The sequence below is a fragment of the Pseudomonas inefficax genome (assembly GCF_032164165.1).
GTDB classification, from domain to species: domain Bacteria; phylum Pseudomonadota; class Gammaproteobacteria; order Pseudomonadales; family Pseudomonadaceae; genus Aquipseudomonas; species Aquipseudomonas inefficax.
In genome coordinates this window covers 5,685,226-5,704,165 of the sequence record NZ_CP134401.1, presented here as the reverse complement: position 1 = coordinate 5,704,165, position 18,940 = coordinate 5,685,226, and the positions used below count along the sequence as shown (strand labels likewise).

The window sequence follows — 18,940 nt, the reverse complement described above, 5'->3', positions numbered from 1 at the left end:
ACTGTAATGCCCCGCCCGCTGAAGCCTGGTTTCAGCGGCATGGGCTTCCTGTTGCCTGCAGAAAGGAGTACCGCATGTTTGTTTCCAACCCCAAGGCTGGCCGCCGGCCTTACCCGCAAGCGTTGCAAGAGGTGATGAGCATTGCCAGGGCTGAAGAAAGCCGCCAGTGGCTGGCCGGCTGGGCGCGCTTGAACGCTGGCGCTACGCCGCTGTACACCCTGCCTGACCTGGCCGCCGAGCTGGGTGTTGCCCAGGTGTCGGTGAAGGACGAATCGGTGCGCTCGGAGCTGGGCAGTTTCAAGGCCCTGGGCGCGCCGATTGCCCTGGTTCGGCTGATCCGGCGTACCTTCCCCGCGCAGCAGTTCGACCCGCGTGGCTTGCTGGAAGGCCAGTACGCCGACCTGCTGGCGCAGTTCACCGTGGTCAGCGCCACCGATGGCAACCATGGCAAGGGCCTGGCGGCCGCCGCGCAAAGCATCGGCTGCCGCTGCGTGATCGTGCTGCATGCCAACGTCAGCATCGAGCGCGAACAGGCGATTGCGGCCTATGGCGCACAGATCGTGCGCATTGCCGGCAATTACGACGCGTCGGTCGAGCATGCTGCGGAGCTGGCGACCAGCAACGGCTGGACCGTGGTTTCCGATACCTCCTATGAAGGCTACGAAGTGATCCCGCGTGACGTGATGCAGGGCTACGGCACCATCGCCGCGGAAATCATCGAAGCCACTGCCGGGCAACCGCCGTTCACCCACGTGTTCCTGCAGGGCGGGGTGGGCGGCCTGGCGGCCGGTATCGTCAGCTACCTGTGGGAGCACTACGGCGCACAGCGCCCGCTGTTGGTCATGGTCGAACCGGAGCAGGCGGACTGCCTGTACCAGAGCGCCTTGCTCGGCAAGCCGGCCAGGGCGACCGGCTCGGTGGACTCGGTAATGGCAGGCCTGGCGTGCGGCGAGACATCGCCGCTGGCCTGGCGCTTCCTGGAGCCGAGCGTCGATTACTTCATGACCATCAGCGATGACCAAGCTGTCGCCGCCATGCGCCGTCTGGCGGTTGGCAGCGCTCGCGACATTCCGCTGGTGGCTGGTGAGTCCGGCGTCGCCGGCCTGGCCGGGCTTGCCCGCCTGGTAACGGATGCTGGCGCAGCTGCCGACCTGGATATCGACGGCAACGCCCGCATCCTCTTCATCAATACCGAAGGCGCCACCGCCCCCGGCGTATATGCCGACCTGCTGGGCGAGTCGGCCAGCTCGGTACTGGCCCGCCAGCAAGCCTGGGTACGTACCTGATCCACCCCTGAGGGCCGGTATTACCGGCCCTCCGTCAGCTCCACACAAGAAAAACAAGCGGAGATTCCATGAACAAACTCAAACGTGACATCAGCCCTTGGTCGCTGATGCTGACCGGCCTTGGCTCCATCATCGGTTCAGGCTGGCTGTTCGGCGCCTGGCATGCATCGGCCATCGCCGGGCCGGCGGCGATCCTGGCCTGGGTCATCGGTGCGGTGGTGGTGCTGGCGATTGCCCTGACCTATGCGGAAATGGGCGCGATGTTCCCTGAGTCCGGCGGCATGGTGCGTTATGCGCGCTATTCCCACGGCTCGCTGGTCGGCTCGGTGCTCATCGCGCTGGTGGTCTACGTGATGTTGCAGGTGGCCTTCATCGGGGCCTTGAGCCCGGCGAGCATCGCTGCGGGCTGGCACAACCTGAACTTCGATTCGCCCTTGGCGCAACTGGCACTGGCGCTGAACCTGAACTGGCTGGCCATGCTGCTGTACCTGGATGCCTTCGTCAGCCCTTCGGGTACCGGCTCCATCTACACCGCCACCACTGCGCGCATGATCTATGCGATGGAGAAGAACAACACCCTGCCGAAAATCTTCGGCAACCTGCACCCGCTGTATGGCGTGCCGCGCCAGGCGATGTGGCTGAACCTGGCGGTGAGCTTCATCTTCCTGTTCTTCTTCCGTGGCTGGGGCGTACTGGCGGCGGTGATCTCGGTGGCCGTGGTGATTTCGTTCCTGACCGGGCCGATCAGCCTGATGTCGCTGCGCGCTACCGCGCCGGAAATCCACCGCCCGCTGCGCCTGAAGGGCATGGGCATCATTGCGCCATTTGCCTTCATCTGTGCCTCACTGGTGCTGTATTGGGCCCGTTGGCCGCTGACTGGCCAGGTGATCCTCCTGGTGATCGGCGCCTTGCCTATCTATTTCTACTACCAGGCCAAAGCCGGCTGGGCGGGGTTCGCTCGCGAGCTGCGCGCCGCTGCCTGGCTGATCGGCTATCTCCCGGCGATTGCCCTGGTGTCGTGGCTGGGCAGCGAGGCGTTCGGCGGTATCGGCCTGCTGCCAGAGGGCCTGGACATGGTCGTGGTGAGCGCAGTTGCCTTCGCGTTCTACCGCCTGGGTGTGGGCAGCGGCTACCGCACGCCTTACCTGAGCGAAAGCGTCATCTGGCACGGCCAAGCGCCTGCGGATGAACCCCAACCTTCCGGTCAACGCCCGACGTTGGCTCAGTAACAGGAGCTTCAAGCATGAGCAACGACCTTGCATTCGAACTGCGCCTCAAGCACTGGCGGCACGCGTTTCACCGGCACCCGGAAACCGGCTTTGAAGAGTTCGACACCGCCGAACAGGTCGCCAGCATCCTCGCCAGCCTTGGCTTGGAGGTGCACCGTGGCATCGGTGGCACCGGCCTGGTTGCCAGCCTCACTGTCGGTGACGGCCCAGGCGTGATCGGCCTGCGTGCCGACATGGATGCCCTGAACATCACCGAACAGGCGCATCAACGGCCGCATGCGTCCTGCAACCACGGCAAGATGCACGCCTGTGGCCACGACGGGCACATGGCGATGGTGCTGGGTGCCGCAGACCTGCTGTGCCGCGAGCGTAACTTCAACGGTACCGTGCGTTTCGTGTTCCAGCCGGCCGAGGAGCATGGGCGGGGGGCCAAGGCGATGATGGCCGATGGGTTGTTCGAGCGCTTCCCGGTCGATGCCCTGTATGGCGCGCACAATATGCCGGGCATGCCGGCCGGCCATATCGCCACGAGGCCCGGTGGGATCATGGCCAGCGAGGACAACTTCGTCATTCACATCCAGGGCAAGGGCACCCATGCCGCCCGGCCGCACATGGGTATCGACCCGATGGTGATCGGCGCCGAGATCGTGCTGGCCTTGCAGACCATTGTCGCGCGCAATGTCGACCCGAGCCTGTCGGCAGTGGTTTCCTGCACCGAGTTCATCACTGATGGCATCCGCAATGCGATACCGACCCATGTCACGATCAAGGGTGACACCCGCAGCTACAGCCCAGAGGTGCAGCGCCTTCTGGAAAAGCGCATGCGCGAGATCAGCGAGGGCATCTGCCACCTGCACGGTGCAACCTGCCGGTTCGAGTACAGCCACGAGTTTGCGCCGACGGTGAACTGGGCGGCGAACACGGAAATTGCCGTGGCGGCGGCGCGCAATGTGGTGGGGGCGCAGGCGGTGAATGCCGAAGTGATGCCGATGATGATTTCCGAGGACTTCGGTGCGTTCCTGCAGCAGGTGCCGGGCAACTTCGTGTTCATCGGCAATGGTGCCGAGGGCGAGGCGGGGGCTACGCCGTTGCACAACGCTTCGTATGATTTCAACGATGCGATCCTGGCAACCGGGGCCCGTTATTTTGCCGAGGTGGCCAGGGTCAGCCTGCCGCGTTGATGCCTGCTGCGATGCGGTGCGATCCCCAGGATTGACGCGTTCTTCTGTAGATACCGTCTTGACCCTCACCCCGCAAGAGCGATTTGAGGGTCAAACGGTTTGCCGGATTTCACTACGCCATACACCAGGTGCAAAAGCTTACGCATAGCAGCGCAGACTATCTGCTTGTAGGCTTTACGCCGATTGCTCAAACGCTCTGCCAGTGCCTTCACGACCGGGTTGTATCTGATCGAGACAGTGCCTGGCATCCACAAGCCGGCGCGCAATCTTGGGGCTCCTGTACGGGAAATGGTCGATTGGCCAATCTTCTCTCCCGATTGATGGATCATCGGGTTGAGGCCTGCAAACGCAACCATGGCTGACGGGCTTTCGTACTTCAGCGGATCACCCAGTTCTGCAAGGATCAGCGCGGCCGTGGTGTCTCCCAGGCCATCAATCGACGTAATCAGTTCTCGTCGCTGGCGCAGGTCTGGATCGTCATCGATCGTCTGCTCAATAGCCTTACGGGTTTTCGCTATTTCTTCGCTGATGTGCCCAATTACAGCTCTGATCGATTCCTGGACAGCGATCTGCGACACATCCAGACGGTTCTGCTCCATCTGCTGCATCTCTTTCAGGTCGTCCAGACGCCGCACCAAGGCCCGCAAGCGCCGCTGAGCTGGCGGCTCAGGCTTCCACTGACGAAGCAAATCTTTTTTCTGCTGACCGTAAGCAGCAATAACCTTGGCATCAGCCTTATCAGTTTTGACGCGTCGAAGGTCCGCTCCGGCAAACTTGGCAATCACGGCGGGATTCAGAATACACACCCGGTAACCCTTGGCATGAAAGCACTCAGCAAGCGCTTCGTGATAAGTGCCAGTGGCCTCCATGATAACCCAGGCACGTGGTTCGGCATGTTGCTCAAGCCAGGTTGCGAATTGCTCAAAACCACTCGGATTATTGGCCAGCTTGGCTTTGGTACGGACTTTCCCATTGGGAAGTGGAGTTGCAATATCGAAAGATCGCTTGGCTACATCGACGCCAACAACAACAGACATGATCTTCTCCCTCAGACAACGAAGTTTCGATCACCCAGCACTCGGTTCAACCTTGCGAATGCGTGCTCACGCCGGGGGGCGGCACTAGATACCGTTCGAACTGTTCGAGTGGGGTTGGAGGGCCAGAGCGTTATCTACAATACGGGCTCGATGCCCTTGGAGCGGCTCCGCTTCATGACCCTCCCTCGATGATCAGTCGAGAACTTTCGCCTCTTGTGAGGCGAAAGTCGAGATACAAGGAGCGGCCTTGTGTCGCGAAAGGGCTGCAAAGCAGCCCAGGGTTTCAGCGTCACCGCATGGATTGCCGGGGCTGCTTTGCAGCCCTTTCGCGACACAAGGCCGCTCCTACAAGGAATCGTGCCAAACCAGAGAGAGGCGCCAGTATCAAGCGAAAAGCCGGGCCTTAGTGCCCACCCTTCATCCGCCGTGCCACCAGGTAGATCCCCAGCCCGACCAGCGCCGTAGCCGCGCCGATGTACCCGGTGCTGGTCCAGCCCATGCCTGCGGTAATCGCCATGCCACCCAGCCACGGCCCCAGCGCATTGGCCAGGTTGAACGCCGCATGGTTCGACGCCGCCGCCAGGCTTGGCGCTTCATGGGCAATGTCCATCAGGCGGATTTGCAACGGCGCCGCCAGGGCAATCATGGTGCCGACCAGGCCAATGCCCAGCAGCAGGCTCCACAGCGCCTGGGCGGCAAAGCTGAAGAACAGCAGCACGGCAATCGACCACATCAGCACCAGCCCGACCGCGCGGAACTGCAGGCGGTCGAACAGCTTGCCACCGGCGATGTTGCCGACAATGCCACCGACGCCGAACGCCGCCAGGCCAAACGGAATCCACTGTGGCGACACCTGGGTCACCTGCAACATGGTCGGCGCCAGGTAGCTGAACACACAGAACATGCCGGCAAAGCCGATCGAGGCGATGCCCAGCGCCATCCACACCTGCGGCAGGGTGAAGGCTTGCAGTTCCTTGCGCGGGTCGCTGCGCACTTCATCGTGGCGCTGGGGTACGAAGCGCCAGACCAGGACGATGGTGCACAGGGCGATCGCGCCAACCAGCACGAACGCCGAGCGCCAGCCGAAGTACTGGCCCAGCAAGGTGGCGATCGGGTTACCGAGCAACATGGCCAGGGTCAGCCCCATCATCACCCGGGCCACGGCCCCCGCCCGCTGGTCCTTGGCCACCATGCTCGACGCCACCACCGCCGCGATGCCAAAGTAGGCGCCATGGGGCAGGCCGCTGATGAAGCGGAAGGCGACCAGGCCACCGAACGAGGGGGCGAAGGCGGTAGCCAGGTTGCCAAGGGCATACAGCGCCATCAACAACAGCAGCATGTGCTTGCGCAACAGCCGGGCGCCGATGATCGCCAGTGTCGGGGCGCCGACCATCACCCCCAGCGCATAGGCGCTGATGGCATGGCCCACCTGGGGCTCGCTCAATTGCAGGTTGCTGGCGATATCGGGCATCAGGCCCATGATGGCGAACTCGCCGGTGCCAATGGCAAAGCTGCCCAGCGCCATGGCGGCTTCCATCTTCGCGACGGTAGTTTTGCTTGGGAGAGGGGGTAATTCCTGAACTGACATCTGGATCCTTGTTGAAACATGCTGAAACGTTCAAGGCGGGATCATAGTCAATCCGTGACGGTGACGTCGAGGAAGCTGGCCGGCTTCCTGGACCTGCGGCATGAACAGCACCTGTGGGAGCGGGCATGCCCGCGAAGAATCCAGCGCGGAGGATGGCACCGGCTGCGCCGGTGTTCGCGGCGGTTCGACGCCTCGACATGCCCGCTCCCACAAGGCCCTGCACAAGCCTGGGAGGGGGGTTACAACGTCAGCTTCTTGCTGAACTTGGTCTCCATGACAATGTGCGACGCCGTATGGGTCACACCCTTGATCATGTTTATACGGGTCAGTTCGGCATTCAGTTCGCCCAAGGTATGGGTGGTCAGGTGGATGATGAAATCCATTTCGCCCGATACCGCGTACACCGCCTGCACCGACTCCATCTTGCGCAAGGTGGTCATCACGTCGGTGTAGCTCTTGTTGCTGCAGGAGGTCATGGTGAAGCAGTTGATCACCTGCTGCAGCTTGTCCTGATCGATGCGCACGCTGTAGCCGGTGATCACGCCGGCGTTTTCCAGACGGTTGATGCGCTCCTGCACCGCCGAGCGCGACACACCCAGTTTGCGAGCCAGCGAGGCGGTGGGCTCGCGGGCATTGGCCTGCAGCAACGCCAGCAGTTGGCGGTCCTTTTCGGTAAGTTTGAACAGCGCGCCGGGGGGGAGGGCGTCCATGGCGATTCCTGGTTGTCGTTCTAGTTGTTGTACTGCGAGCGCGCTTCCTGGAAACGGTCCATCAGTTTCAGCCCGGCATACACCGCTTGTGCCGCAGCAGGCCCAAACGGTCCGCCGTTCCATTCCAGGCCATAGGCATCGAACAGGCGATAACGGTCGGTTTCGCCGCACACCGCCTCGGCGACTACCCTGGCGCCCACGGGTGCGGTGTTCATACCATGGCCCCCAAATGAAGTACAGGCCCACAACCCCGGGCCCAGAGGGCCGATGTGCGGCATTTTGTGGCGGGCGTAGCCCATCAGCCCGGACCAGGCCTTGGCGACTTTCAGGCCTTGCAACTGCGGGTACACGCTGAGGATGTCACGGGACAGCAATTGCCCCAGGCGTTGTTCGTCTTGCAGGTTGCGGGTGGTGATATGGCCCCCCCACAGCAGGCGGTCGCCCTCGACGATGCGGTAGTAGTCCGAGGCGCGACGGTTGTCGCCGATGGCGTCCGTGGTACGTATTACGTCACCCAGGCGCTCGCCCAGGTGTTCGGTGAGTACCACATAGGTAGCGATTGGCAGGAACGCCCGGCGCAGCGGGCCGAACTCGGCGCCGCCGTAGCCGCCGCAGCAGTACACCACATCGGTACAAGTGACCGCGCCGTGGGCAGTGGTCACGCGGTGATGCCCGGCCTTGCGTACTACCCGCAGCATGGGCGACTGCTCGTGGATGCGGCCGCCGGCGAGCTCGACCAGTTCGGCCAGGCCCAGGCAGTAATTCAGCGGGTGGAAGTGAAAACCATGGCTGTCGCGCAGCCCCTGGAAGTACCGGTCGGTGCGCAGGCGGCTGCGCAGTGTCGGGGTGTCCAGGTATTCCATCTCGAAACCGAAGTCACGGGCCATGCGGTCGCGGGTGCGCTGCAGGTTGTCGGCATCGTCATAGCGCACCACGCTGAGTTTGCCGGTGGTCGCGGCACAGCCTGGCAATTGGTGGCGGGCGATGGTGTCGCGTACGATATCGACGCCCTCCAGTGACAGCCGGAACAACTCCGCTGCTGTCTGCTTACCGCAGCGCCGCTCGATGGCCGACAGCCCTTCGGACCAGCCCTGCAGCACGAAGCCGCCATTGCGCCCGGAGGCGCCCCAGGCCACCCGCGCGGCTTCCAGCACTACTACCGAGCGCCCGCGCGCCAGCAGTTCCCGGGCCACGCTGAGGCCCGCCAGGCCGCCGCCGATGACGCACACGTCGGCTTGGGCTTCGCCGGCCAGGGCCGGGCGCTGCGGGGCTGGGCGCATGGTCCCGGTGTAGTAGTTGTTGCTGTAACTGGACATCGGCTGGGTCATCCTTTTGCTGGGCGTTGCGTGTCTTGCGGGCACGAGGGGGCCGCACGCCCTTCAGCGGAAGAGCGCTGGCCTGCGGGTCATGGGGTTACTGCACTTGCGTGAGGTCGGCGCCGTACCACTTCTCGGACAGCTGCTTCAGCGTACCGTCGGCCTTCATGCTGTCGATGGCCTTGGCCAGTTCGGCGTTGAAGGCGTCGTCGCCCTTGTCGGTGGCGATGGCCAGCGGTTCGTAATAGGCGGGCTTGCCCTGCACCGGGGTGATCGGGTAACCCGCCTTGATCGCACCCTTGATAGTCGGCAGCGGCGACAGGACGGCATCCAGACGGGTGCCGTTACCCATGCGCAGGTCATCCAGCGGGCCCATGCTGTCGCCGTAGGTCTGCACATCGCCCGGCTCCACGGTGTAGCTGAACGCAGGCACATTCACCGCGTCGATCTTCAGCCGGCGGTTGATGTAGTCCTCGGAGGTCGTGCCGGCCTCGACGCCGATGGTCTTGCCATTGAGGTCGGCAGCGCTGGTAACGGCGGCATCCTTGTGCACGGCGAACATGTAGGGGGTGTAGTAGTAGATGGCCGGGAAGTCGAGCACGCGGCCACGCTCGGTGGTCGGCGTCATCGAACCGACCGACAGGTCCCAGCGGCTGGCCCAGCGCCCGGCGGTGATGATGCCGTACTCGGGGGTGACGAACTCCACCTTGGTGTCCATGCGCTTGCCGATTTCGTTGGCGACATCGATGTCGAAGCCCTTGAGGGTATTGTCCTCGCCGAGGAACGACTGCGGCGGCCAGTTGGCGGCGGTGGCCACTTTCATGACCTTGCTCTGGTGAATGCGGTCCAGGGTGGCACCTGCCCAGGCAGCGCCGGTCATCAGGGCCAGGCTGCCGGCGACGGCAGTGAGTGCGAACAAGCGTGCGATTGGGTTCATTCGGTAAGTCTCCGGGTATGCGATTGTTGTTGTGTTGGCACAGCGGCAGACACAGGCCTCAGTGGCTGAGGATCTGCGAGAGGAACGCTTTGGCGCGCGCATGGCGCGGGTTGTCGAAGAACTCGTTGGGCGGGCCCTGTTCGATTACCTGGCCTTGGTCCATGAACAGGATGCGGTCGGCGACCCGGCGGGCGAAGCCCATCTCGTGGGTGACGCAGAGCATGGTGATGCCATCCTCGGCCAGCTCACCCATCACATCGAGTACTTCCTTGACCATTTCCGGGTCCAGCGCCGAGGTGGGTTCGTCGAACAGCATGATCCGCGGCTTCATGCACAGCGCGCGGGCAATGGCCACCCGCTGTTGCTGGCCGCCGGATAGCTGGCCGGGGAACTTGTCGGCCTGGCTGGCGATGCGCACCCGCTCGAGGTGCTCCAGGGCCAGGGCACGGGCCTGGGCCTCGCTGAGCTTGCTGACCAGGCGCGGCCCGAGCATCAGGTTTTCCAGCACGGTCAGGTGCGGGAACAGGTTGAACTGCTGGAACACCATGCCGACCTGGCGGCGAATGGCGGCTACGCTGGCGGCATCACGGTTCAGCGGGTTGCCGGCGATCAGCACCTGGCCTTTCTGGAAGTCCTCCAGCAGGTTCAGGCAGCGAATCAGTGTGGACTTGCCCGAGCCGGACGGGCCGCAGACCACCACGATCTCGCCGCTGGCGATTTCCAGGTCGATACCCTTGAGCACGTGGAACTCGCCATACCATTTCTGCAGGTCGCGGATAGACACGGCGGCCTGGGCGGCAGCGGGGGTGACTACTTGATTCATGGTGATGCTCCTCGATCAGCGGTGGGCGCGGTCGAAACGTTTTTCCAGGCGCGACTGCACGGCTTCGAGCAGGATCGACAGCACCCAGTACAGAACGGCGGCGGTAATCAGCATCTCCAGATGGCGGAACTCGGCACGGCCCTGGGTGCGGGCCAGGAACATCAGTTCCCACACGCCAATCACCGATACCAGCGAGCTGTCCTTGAGCATGGAGATGAACTGGTTGCCGGTGGGCGGGATGATCAGGCGCATCGACTGCGGCAGGATTACCCGGGTCATGGCCTGGAAGGGCGTCAGGCCAATCGCCCGCGAGGCTTCCCATTGCCCGCGCGGGATGCTGCTGATGCCGGCGCGGAAGATTTCCGTCATGTAGGCGCCGTAGCACAGCGACAAGGCCAGGATGCCTGCGGGCACTGCACCGACTACATAGCCGAGTTGGGGGATGCCGAGGTAGATCAGGTAGATCTGGATCAGCAGCGGTACACCGCGGAAAAACGAGGTGTAGAAGCTGGCGATGGCGATGGCAAAGCCGTTGGACGACAGCCGTGCGGTCGCCCCCAGCAGGGCCAGGATGAAGGCGATGGTAATGGCGATCGTGGAAACGTAGACGGTGGTGAACACCCCCTGGGTGATCATGAAGCCAACCTTGCTGGCGATGAAGCTGTAGGACAGGTCGAAGGTGTCGAAGAACAGCAGGAACAACAGCAACAGTTCGAACCAGACGGTGATGACCTGGGCCCGCAGCGCAAAGCGCCCGAGGATGAACAGGTTCAGCACCAGGGTAACCGCAAGGGTACCCGCCACGGCGATGTTGCGTAGCAGCGGTGTCTGCAGGTCGAGCACGATCGGGCCCATCAGCCGGGCCAGGCTACCGTCGCCGACGCCGTAGAACAGGGCGAGCGCAAAGATGACGGCGGTGGCCAGGGCCATGAACGCCGGGTTGTCGGTCGCACGCGGTTTGACGATGTGGTCTCTGTACATGGGGGGCGTGCCTCACGGAGCTGGGCTCGTTTGTTGTTGTGAGGCCATTGTAGGGAGGCGAAGCGCAGGCAAGAACCTGACGAATTGCAACGTTTTACAGGTTTTTGCTGGCATTTGAGGCGTGCGGTGCCTGACATCTGCTACCAGCCCCCGTCAAATCGTTTGCCACCGGCGGCGCCGGTATTCGCGGCTAAAGATGCTCCCACAGGTACAGCACATTCCTCAGCTGGCGGGGACCCTGTGGGAGCGGGCATGCCCGCGAAGCAGGCGACGCGGTGGATAGCACCGGCTGCGCCGGTGTTCGCGGGCGCGCCCGCTCCCACAGGTATGGCGCATTCCTTGAGCTGGCAGGGTCCCTGTGGGAGCGGCTTTAGCCGCGAAAGGGCCGGTACAGGCCGGCCTCAACGCTCCAGATAGTGGGTCTGCGCGGCAAAATCGATGAAGCGCTTGCTGGCCAAAGACAGGTATTCCCCCGAGCGCCAGCACAACCTGAAACTCATCTGCTGTGCCGGGCGGAACGGTACGCCGACAATGCCCGGGGTACGCTGCTGTACCGAGCGCAGCAGGGTTGCAACGCCCATGTTGTCCAGCGCAGCCTGCACCACCAGCGAGACGAAGTTGCTCTGCAGCGCCACTTGGTAGGTAATCCCGTGTTCGGCGAAGAAGGCGTCCAGAAGGTGGCGTTGAACGAAGGTGCGGTCGAACACCACCATGTCGGTGTTGCGCAAATCCTCGGCCGTGAGGGAGGCCTTGCCGGCATACGGATGGTCGGGGTGCATGCATGCAAGCATCTCGTCGCTGCCCAGCAGGATGGATTCCTTATCGGGTGGCACGCGCCTGGACTCCAGCAGCGCCAGGTCGATTTCCCGTTGTTCCAGGCGGTGGCCAATGTCTTCGGCACTGCCTTCGAATACGGTCATGGCGATGCCCGGGTACAACTTGCGAAAGGCGTTCATCAACCCGGGCACGTAGTGCAGGCCAAACATCGGCGGAATGCCCAGACGCACTTCACCACGCTTCAGGTCGGCCATATCGCGCAGTTCCTGGCGGGCAATATCCATTTCGCGCAACGCCGAAGCAATCCGCGGCAAGAACTGCTGGCCTTCGGCGGTAAGGATCACTTTGCGCGTGGTGCGGTTGAACAGGGTCACACCCAGTTCTTCTTCCAGCCGGGTCACCGCCATGCTCAGGGCCGGCTGGGCAATGTGCAGGTGCTGCGCAGCCTTGGTAAAGCTGCCTTGGCGGACGATTTCGACGCAGCAGCGCAACGCCTTGAGGTTCATTGAGGGGGACTACCTTTAATGGCTAACGCATTCATAACGAACTGTGATGCTAAGCATCATAACAATATATTTATTATTATTAACCAGAGGGCCTACGATGCGCGCCACTGAGACATCCTGCAACATCTCAGTCACGCAGCTTAATAAATCTGCAATCCCACAAAGATTTTGAGGTAGTACCCCAAATGGCCAAGGCCGCCGATGTCGTTGTGCAATGCCTGGAAAACGAAGGTGTCGAGTATGTGTTCGGCATTCCCGGTGAGGAAAACCTCGACCTGCTCGAATCCCTGCGCAAGTCGAAGATCAAGCTGGTACTGACCCGTCACGAGCAGTCCGCAGGTTTCATGGCTGCCACCTATGGCCGTCTGACCGGCAAGACCGGCGTCAGCCTGTCGACCCTTGGCCCTGGCGCCACCAACCTGGTCACCGCCAGCGCCTACGCCTACCTGGGCGGCATGCCGATGATGATGATCACCGGCCAGAAGCCGATCAAGAAGTCCAAGCAGGGCCGTTTCCAGATCATCGACGTGTGCGGCATGATGGACCCCATCACCAAGTACACCCACCAGTTCGCCTCGGCCGACAACATCCCGGCGCGTATGCGCGAAGCCTTCCGCCTGGCCGAAGAAGAGAAGCCGGGTGCGGTGCACCTGGAGCTGCCGGAAGACATCGCCGCCGAGCAGACCGACGCCCTGCCGATCCCGCGCAGCCTGCACCGTCGCCCGCTGGCAGAGCATGTGGCCATCGAAGCGGCTGTAGAAAAGCTGCTGGCCGCACGTAACCCGATCCTGGTGATCGGCGCCGGCGCCAACCGCAAGATGACCGCCAAGGTCCTCAAGCAACTGATCGACAAGACCGGCATCCCGTTCATCACCACCCAGATGGGTAAAGGTGTGGTCGACGAGCGCCATCCGCGCTTCCTGGGCAACGCCGCACTGTCGTCCGGTGACTTTGTGCACCGCGCCGTCGAAGCTGCCGACCTGATCATCAACATCGGCCACGACGTGATCGAGAAGCCGCCGTTCTTCATGGTTCGTGGCGGTACCGAAGTCATCCACATCAACTTCCGCTCTGCCGAAGTCGATGCCGTGTACTTCCCGCAGGTGGAAGTGATCGGCGACATCGCCAACGCCGTATGGCAGATCAGCGAAGCCCTGAACGACACTTCGCACTGGGACTTCACCCGCCTGATGGCGATTCGTGAAGCCAACGAAGCGCAGATCGCCGAAGGCGCCGACGACAACCGCTTCCCGGTGTACCCGCAGCGCATGGTTGCCGACATCCGTCGCGTGCTGCCGTCCGAAGGCATCGTCGCCCTGGACAATGGCATCTACAAGATCTGGTTCGCCCGCAACTACAAGGCGCACAAGCCGAACACCGTACTGCTGGACAACGCCCTGGCGACCATGGGCGCCGGCCTGCCATCGGCCATGGCCGCGCACCTGGTGCACCCGGACCGCCCGGTGATTTCGGTGTGCGGCGACGGCGGCTTCATGATGAACAGCCAGGAGCTGGAGACTGCAGTACGCTTGGGCATGCACATCACCGTGGTGATCCTGCGTGACGACGGCTACGGCATGATCCGCTGGAAGCAGGCGAACATGGGCTTCACCGATTTCGGCCTGGATTACGGCAACCCGGACTTCGTCAAGTACGCCGAAGCCTACGGAGCCAACGGCCACCGCGTGGAAAGCGCCGAAGGCCTGCTGCCGCTGCTCGAACACTGCATCAAGACCCCGGGCGTGCACGTGATCGACTGCCCGGTCGATTACAGCGAAAACGACCGCATCCTCAACAGCGAGCTGCGTGAGCGCGCGCTGGCGGTGTAATGCCTGAAAGGATCGGCGCCACCTCAAGGCTGGTGCCGATCCCTACCGGATGGTCGGCGCGGAATGATCGATCGCTCGCGCAGGGAGTACAAATGTACCCCCTCGCCCGAATTCAGGCCTCCTCGAAGTGCATCTCGGGGGGCTTGCGCTTGAAACCACTGGTAATCACGGTCAGGTAGAGCACGCCGAGGCAGAGCCAGCCTGCGCCCAGGTAGATCGCCAGGTGATCGAGACTTGCCATCAGCCACAAGGTCGAGGCAAAGCCCACCAGAGGGAACGCGAGGTACATCAGCAGCGCGTTGGCGCCACGCTGCTGCATGGCAACCCAGTAGTGGAAGATCACCGCCAGGTTGACCAGGCTGAAGGCGAGAAACGCACCGAAGTTGATGAACGAGGTAGAGGTCGTCACATCCATGCGCAAGGCGAGCAGGGCGACCACACCGCACAGGATGATGCTGGGTACAGGCGTGCTGAAGCGTTCGCTGAGCTTGCCGAAGAATGACCTGGGCAGCACTCCGTCACGCCCCATCGCATACAGCAGCCGAGAGGCGCTGGCTTGCGCCGACAGGCCCGAAGTGAACTGGCCGACGATCAGCCCCAGCAGGAATATGCTGACGAAGATGTCGCCACCGATGTTCCGGGCAATTTCATAAGCCGCCGCGTCGGCGTTGGCAAAGTCGGTGGACGGGTGAGCGAGCTGAACGAAGTAGCTGCAGGCGATGAACAGCCCGCCGCCAATCAGGGTGATCAGCAGGATGGCTTTCGGAATGGTCTTGCTTGGGTCCTTGGTTTCTTCGGTCAGGGTGCTGACCGCGTCGAAGCCCAGGAATGAATAGCAGGCGATCGCCGCACCGCCCATGATCAGCGGCAATTGGGTACCTTCCTTGTAGAACGGCTCGAGTGTCCACAGCGGCACGGTGGGGTCACCCCAGACATAGCGCACCGCGAGTGCAACGAACGCCGCCAGCACCAGCAGCTGGATGAACATCAACAGGCCATTGACGGTCTTGGCCAGGCGCAGGCCGATCACGTTGATCGTTGTGGTGATGCCGATGAATGCCAGTACCCAGATGGCTTGCGGCACGCCTGGGAACGCAGAGTGCAGATAGGCCGCGCCAATGAGCCAGATCGCCATGGGCAGGAACAGATAGTCAAGCAACACTGCCCAGCCGGTGATGAAGCCCAGCTGCGGGCTGATCGATTTGCGCACGTAGGTATAGGCGGAACCGGCTACCGGGAAGGCGCGCGCCATGTGGCCGTAGCTCAAGGCGGTAAAGAGCATGGCGATGGCGGCAGCGAGGTAGGCTGCGGGCACCCTGCCTCCCGTCGTCTCGGCCAGGATACCGAATGTGCCCAGGACGATGATGGGGGTCATGTAGGCGATGCCGAAAAGCACCACCGGGCCCAGCGAAAGCGTTCGCTTGAGTGTGGCCATTACTGTTTGCTCCAGCTTGTGATTGTTATTCAGAGTCGAACATGCTGCCGTCCCTGGCGGCCTTGCATTCCAGCAACAGAGCCTGGAAGGGGTGGAATATTCAGGAGGGGATGATCAGTTCACGAAGGCCGTCAGCGTGCTCGACCTGTTCACCCGGCAGCCGGATGCGCCGCTGGGCGATGTAGGTGTAGTCGCGCCGCGACTGCTGCAGTTGCTCCATGGCCAGTTCGACGGTCATGCGACACTCGCCACGGCCGGCTTCGCACAGCAACTGGCCGTACGGGTCGACGACGGCACTGCCGCCAGCGAACACCAGGCCGCCATCACCGTCACCCACGCGGTTGACCATGACCGCGAAGGCCTGGTTTTCCATGGCGCGTGCGGTGATGGCGGTTTTGTGGGTGGGGCCGTACGGGTCCATGTTGCCGTTGGTGACGATGATCAGTTCTGCGCCCAGCTGCCCCAGGGCACGCGCGGCTTCTGGGAATTCGATGTCAAAGCAGATCAGCAGGCCGACACGGATGCCTTTGAACAGCGCTGTCGCAAAACGGTCGCCTGGGGTGAAAACCCCGCAGTCCGATGCCCAAAGGTGGGTCTTGCGGTAGGTGAGGGCGACGCCTTCAGGCGTGACCAGCACGGTGGTGTTGTAGAAATGACCGTCGTCTGCAACTTCGGCCATCCCGACGACCACGGCAACATTGCGCGCTTGTGCGGCCTGTTGGACTGCCGTGATGCTTGGGCCATCCAGTGGCTCGGCAATGCGGTTGATGTTTTCTTCGGTAGGGAAGCCCATCAGCTGGGTTTCCGGGAAGACCAGCAGATCGGTATCGGCACCGCAGTTGCCGATCGCCTCGATGGTGCGCTGCAGGTTGTACGCGGTATCGCCATCGCGACCGGCCAGTTGGACAAGCTCTACCTTCATTTCCAATCCTCGACTGACAGCTTCGACCGCCATGCCCTGGCGGCATGGGGTATAAAAAACGATCCCGGTACAGGTTCGCTCAGCGTAAGCTAGCCCGGATTATGGGGTGGTCATCATGGCGGGGGGTATTACGCCCACGTGGTAACCCAACAGGGGTAGAGGATGAATTTTACGCTGCACGACATCGCCTGGCACCGATCGGTAGGCCAATTGATCGAAACCCTCGACAAGGACCACTTCTGGAAAGCCCTGGTGCGGTTGCTGAACGAGTACGTTGCCTGCGACAGCTGGGTGGCGCTGCTGTTCTCCGCAGGGCGCCCGCAGGTGTTCGCCGAATGCCCCAGTGCAGACGGCAACCCTGACCCGCTGTTCCAGGATTACCTGAAGGGCCTGTACCTGCTGGACCCGTTTTACGTGGCCAGCCGAGAGGCTGCGGCGTCCGGCCTGGTGCGCCTGGCGGATGTGGCCCCTGAGTGTTTCGAGCAGACGGACTACTACCAGCGCTATTTCCGGCTTAACGTGGTTGCCGATGAAGTTCAGTTCAACGTGCAGCTGGATGCGCAGCGCACGCTGTGCCTGTCGTTGGGTAGCAAGCGCCGATTCAGCATCGAACAGGTCACCCTGCTGGAACTGGTGCGGCCGTGGGTCACTGGGCTGATGCGCCAGCGGATGACCTTCGAGCGGGAGCTGCTGGAAGAGGCCAGCAAGCCTGCGCCGCACTGGCAAAGCCGCATGGAGGACAGGGTCGAGCAGATGGAGTCGCCGCTGACCGGGCGTGAGCTGGAGGTGGGCCGGCTGATGCTCAGCGGGTGTTCCAGCAAAGAGATCGCGCGCAAGCTTGAAATCTCCGTGGAAACAGTGAAAGTGCACCGCAAGCATATGTACAGCAAGTTGGGTATCAAATCGCAGTCGGAGCTGTTTTCGCTGTTTCTTCAGGCCCAGCTGGGTTGATTGCGGCCAGCTGCATGCCACCACTGGCTTGTGCTGAATACTGTGGGAGCGGGCGTGCCCGCGAACACCGGCATAGCCGGTGCCATCCACCGCGTCGCCTGCTTCGCGGGCATGCCCGCTCCCACAAGGACCGCGCTCGTACCTAGGCCTGCGCTGCATCTTCAGATCTGACTGGTAATGAAAAATGACCCGCCCGCTGTTTGTTTCCATCGATGGGCCCAAGGGCACTGGCAAGACCACGCTTCTGGAGGCCGTGACCAAGGCCCTGCGGGCTGACAACAAGAAAGTGATCCGGCTTTGCGAGAAAAAAAGCGACCCCTATCGGGGGGAAACCATGGCCCTTGTCAATCAACTGGTCAGAAACCCCTCCCGGGACCTGGAATTGAGGGTATGCGAGCGCTTCGCCGAAAGCCGTGCCTGGATTTCCCGGCACGTGCTGCCCAGGCAGCCAGTAGACAGCATCATCCTGATCGATCGCTGGTACCCGTCTGATGCCGCATTTCGCCGCACCGTGGCGTTCGACGAGATCCTGCGCCTGAACCTCGAGCGAAATGTGCAAGTGCCCGATTTGCATGTCGGCGTTGTCACGGCCCCTGATACCTCATGGGCAAGGGCCGCGGCACGAACGCGCGGATTGGGCAGTACGGTGATCCATAGCCTGGACGAGCAGGTTGCCTGTACCGAGGCGTTCGAGCGTGCGGTAGCGGAGCACGGCTGGGTACTATGCCGTAATGAAGGAGCCATCGAGGATGCAACGAGGCAGGTAGTGGCCGCGATCGATAGCGTGTTTCGACCACGCCAGAGCTGACCGCTGGATGTACGTACGCTGGTGGATGCTGCATCATGCCTGGCCATTTACCGCCCCAGGGATACAGCGATGATCAAGACCGGCGATACACTGCCCGACGTAACGCTTTACCAGTACAGCAACGGCGAGGGCGGCTGCGCGATCGGCCCGAACGCGTTTTCCCTGCACGAGCGCTGCAAGCAGAAAAAAGTGCTGATCTTCGGCTTGCCAGGTGCTTTCACGCCTACCTGCTCGGAGCGGCATGTACCGGGCTACGTGGCTGCGGCCCAGGACCTGTTCGCCGCCGGGGTTGCCGAAATTCTCTGTGTTTCGGTCAATGATGCATTCGTCATGAATGCCTGGGGCGCGAGCCTGCAGGTGGGCGGGGCGGTCAGGATGATTGGCGATGGCAACGGTGAATTCAGCGAGGCGCTGGGCCTGATCCAGGACCTATCGGCGCGCGGTTTGGGCCGGCGTTCGCAACGCTATGCCATGTTGGTCGACGACCTGGTGGTCAGGCACATCGCGGTCGAAGCACCCGGCAAGTTCGAGTGCAGCGACGCCGCGAGCATGTTGGCTGTTTGTAAGCTCTGAAGGCATACACCGTTACTGTGGGAGCGGGCGAGCCCGCTACCACAGGGGATG

Annotated in this window: 17 protein-coding genes; 7 read left to right on the top strand and 10 right to left on the bottom strand. The window is 62.6% G+C overall.

The window, feature by feature from the left end; translation table 11 throughout:
* Window positions 1-74 precede the first annotated feature (74 nt).
* The 3 genes from RIN61_RS25685 to RIN61_RS25675 all read left to right on the top strand — a co-directional run bounded on the left by RIN61_RS25685 (window position 75) and on the right by RIN61_RS25675 (window position 3,696).
* Window positions 75-1,286, top strand: a complete 1,212-nt coding sequence (locus RIN61_RS25685; protein ID WP_112253406.1) for a diaminopropionate ammonia-lyase — start codon at window positions 75-77, stop codon at window positions 1,284-1,286.
* A 68-nt stretch (window positions 1,287-1,354) separates the two neighbouring features.
* On the top strand, window positions 1,355-2,515 hold the full coding sequence (locus tag RIN61_RS25680; protein ID WP_112253407.1) for an APC family permease: 1,161 nt from the start codon (window positions 1,355-1,357) through the stop codon (window positions 2,513-2,515).
* Between the two features lie 14 nt (window positions 2,516-2,529).
* Window positions 2,530-3,696 carry a M20 aminoacylase family protein gene (locus tag RIN61_RS25675; RefSeq protein ID WP_112253408.1) on the top strand — a complete coding sequence of 389 codons (1,167 nt, stop codon included), beginning with the start codon at window positions 2,530-2,532 and terminating at the stop codon, window positions 3,694-3,696.
* Between the two features lie 65 nt (window positions 3,697-3,761).
* Here RIN61_RS25675 and RIN61_RS25670 read toward each other — a convergent pair whose 3' ends face one another.
* The 8 genes from RIN61_RS25670 to RIN61_RS25635 all read right to left on the bottom strand — a co-directional run bounded on the left by RIN61_RS25670 (window position 3,762) and on the right by RIN61_RS25635 (window position 12,371).
* Window positions 3,762-4,733, bottom strand: a complete 972-nt coding sequence (locus RIN61_RS25670; protein WP_207880112.1) for an IS110 family RNA-guided transposase — start codon at window positions 4,731-4,733, stop codon at window positions 3,762-3,764.
* A gap of 403 nt (window positions 4,734-5,136) precedes the next feature.
* Window positions 5,137-6,321 carry an MFS transporter gene (locus RIN61_RS25665; RefSeq protein ID WP_112253410.1) on the bottom strand — a complete coding sequence of 395 codons (1,185 nt, stop codon included), beginning with the start codon at window positions 6,319-6,321 and terminating at the stop codon, window positions 5,137-5,139.
* 239 nt (window positions 6,322-6,560) lie between these two features.
* Window positions 6,561-7,031: an Lrp/AsnC family transcriptional regulator gene (locus RIN61_RS25660; protein ID WP_046614108.1), complete on the bottom strand. Its 471-nt coding sequence runs from the start codon at window positions 7,029-7,031 to the stop codon at window positions 6,561-6,563.
* A gap of 20 nt (window positions 7,032-7,051) precedes the next feature.
* A complete protein-coding gene (locus tag RIN61_RS25655) occupies window positions 7,052-8,347 on the bottom strand; it encodes an NAD(P)/FAD-dependent oxidoreductase (RefSeq protein ID WP_313854932.1) in 1,296 nt (431 codons plus the stop codon).
* A gap of 97 nt (window positions 8,348-8,444) precedes the next feature.
* Window positions 8,445-9,284, bottom strand: a complete 840-nt coding sequence (locus RIN61_RS25650; protein WP_112253412.1) for an ABC transporter substrate-binding protein — start codon at window positions 9,282-9,284, stop codon at window positions 8,445-8,447.
* A gap of 58 nt (window positions 9,285-9,342) precedes the next feature.
* The gene (locus RIN61_RS25645; protein WP_112253413.1) at window positions 9,343-10,107 is read right to left on the bottom strand and encodes an amino acid ABC transporter ATP-binding protein; all 765 of its coding nucleotides are present in this window, start codon (window positions 10,105-10,107) and stop codon (window positions 9,343-9,345) included.
* 15 nt (window positions 10,108-10,122) lie between these two features.
* A complete protein-coding gene (locus tag RIN61_RS25640; RefSeq protein WP_112253414.1) occupies window positions 10,123-11,088 on the bottom strand; it encodes an amino acid ABC transporter permease in 966 nt (321 codons plus the stop codon).
* Window positions 11,089-11,489: 401 nt separating this feature from the next.
* On the bottom strand, window positions 11,490-12,371 hold the full coding sequence (locus RIN61_RS25635) for a LysR family transcriptional regulator (RefSeq protein ID WP_112253415.1): 882 nt from the start codon (window positions 12,369-12,371) through the stop codon (window positions 11,490-11,492).
* Between the two features lie 185 nt (window positions 12,372-12,556).
* Between RIN61_RS25635 and RIN61_RS25630 the strand changes: the two genes are divergently transcribed.
* A complete protein-coding gene (locus tag RIN61_RS25630) occupies window positions 12,557-14,200 on the top strand; it encodes an acetolactate synthase large subunit (protein WP_133972439.1) in 1,644 nt (547 codons plus the stop codon).
* Window positions 14,201-14,312: 112 nt separating this feature from the next.
* On the opposite strand, the gene RIN61_RS25625 is transcribed toward RIN61_RS25630, so the two are convergent.
* On the bottom strand, window positions 14,313-15,635 hold the full coding sequence (locus RIN61_RS25625) for an APC family permease (RefSeq protein WP_112251609.1): 1,323 nt from the start codon (window positions 15,633-15,635) through the stop codon (window positions 14,313-14,315).
* Window positions 15,636-15,735: 100 nt separating this feature from the next.
* Window positions 15,736-16,557, bottom strand: a complete 822-nt coding sequence (locus RIN61_RS25620; RefSeq protein ID WP_313854925.1) for a carbon-nitrogen hydrolase family protein — start codon at window positions 16,555-16,557, stop codon at window positions 15,736-15,738.
* A gap of 162 nt (window positions 16,558-16,719) precedes the next feature.
* Here RIN61_RS25620 and RIN61_RS25615 point away from each other — a divergent pair, with 162 nt between their 5' ends.
* From RIN61_RS25615 to RIN61_RS25605, 3 genes are all read left to right on the top strand, one after another.
* Window positions 16,720-17,508: a helix-turn-helix transcriptional regulator gene (locus RIN61_RS25615; protein ID WP_215520861.1), complete on the top strand. Its 789-nt coding sequence runs from the start codon at window positions 16,720-16,722 to the stop codon at window positions 17,506-17,508.
* A 184-nt stretch (window positions 17,509-17,692) separates the two neighbouring features.
* Window positions 17,693-18,316 carry a dTMP kinase gene (locus tag RIN61_RS25610; protein WP_112251615.1) on the top strand — a complete coding sequence of 208 codons (624 nt, stop codon included), beginning with the start codon at window positions 17,693-17,695 and terminating at the stop codon, window positions 18,314-18,316.
* A 69-nt stretch (window positions 18,317-18,385) separates the two neighbouring features.
* Complete coding sequence (locus tag RIN61_RS25605; RefSeq protein WP_207877842.1) at window positions 18,386-18,889, top strand: peroxiredoxin; 504 nt, start codon at window positions 18,386-18,388, stop codon at window positions 18,887-18,889.
* The last annotated feature ends 51 nt before the right edge of the window (window positions 18,890-18,940 follow it).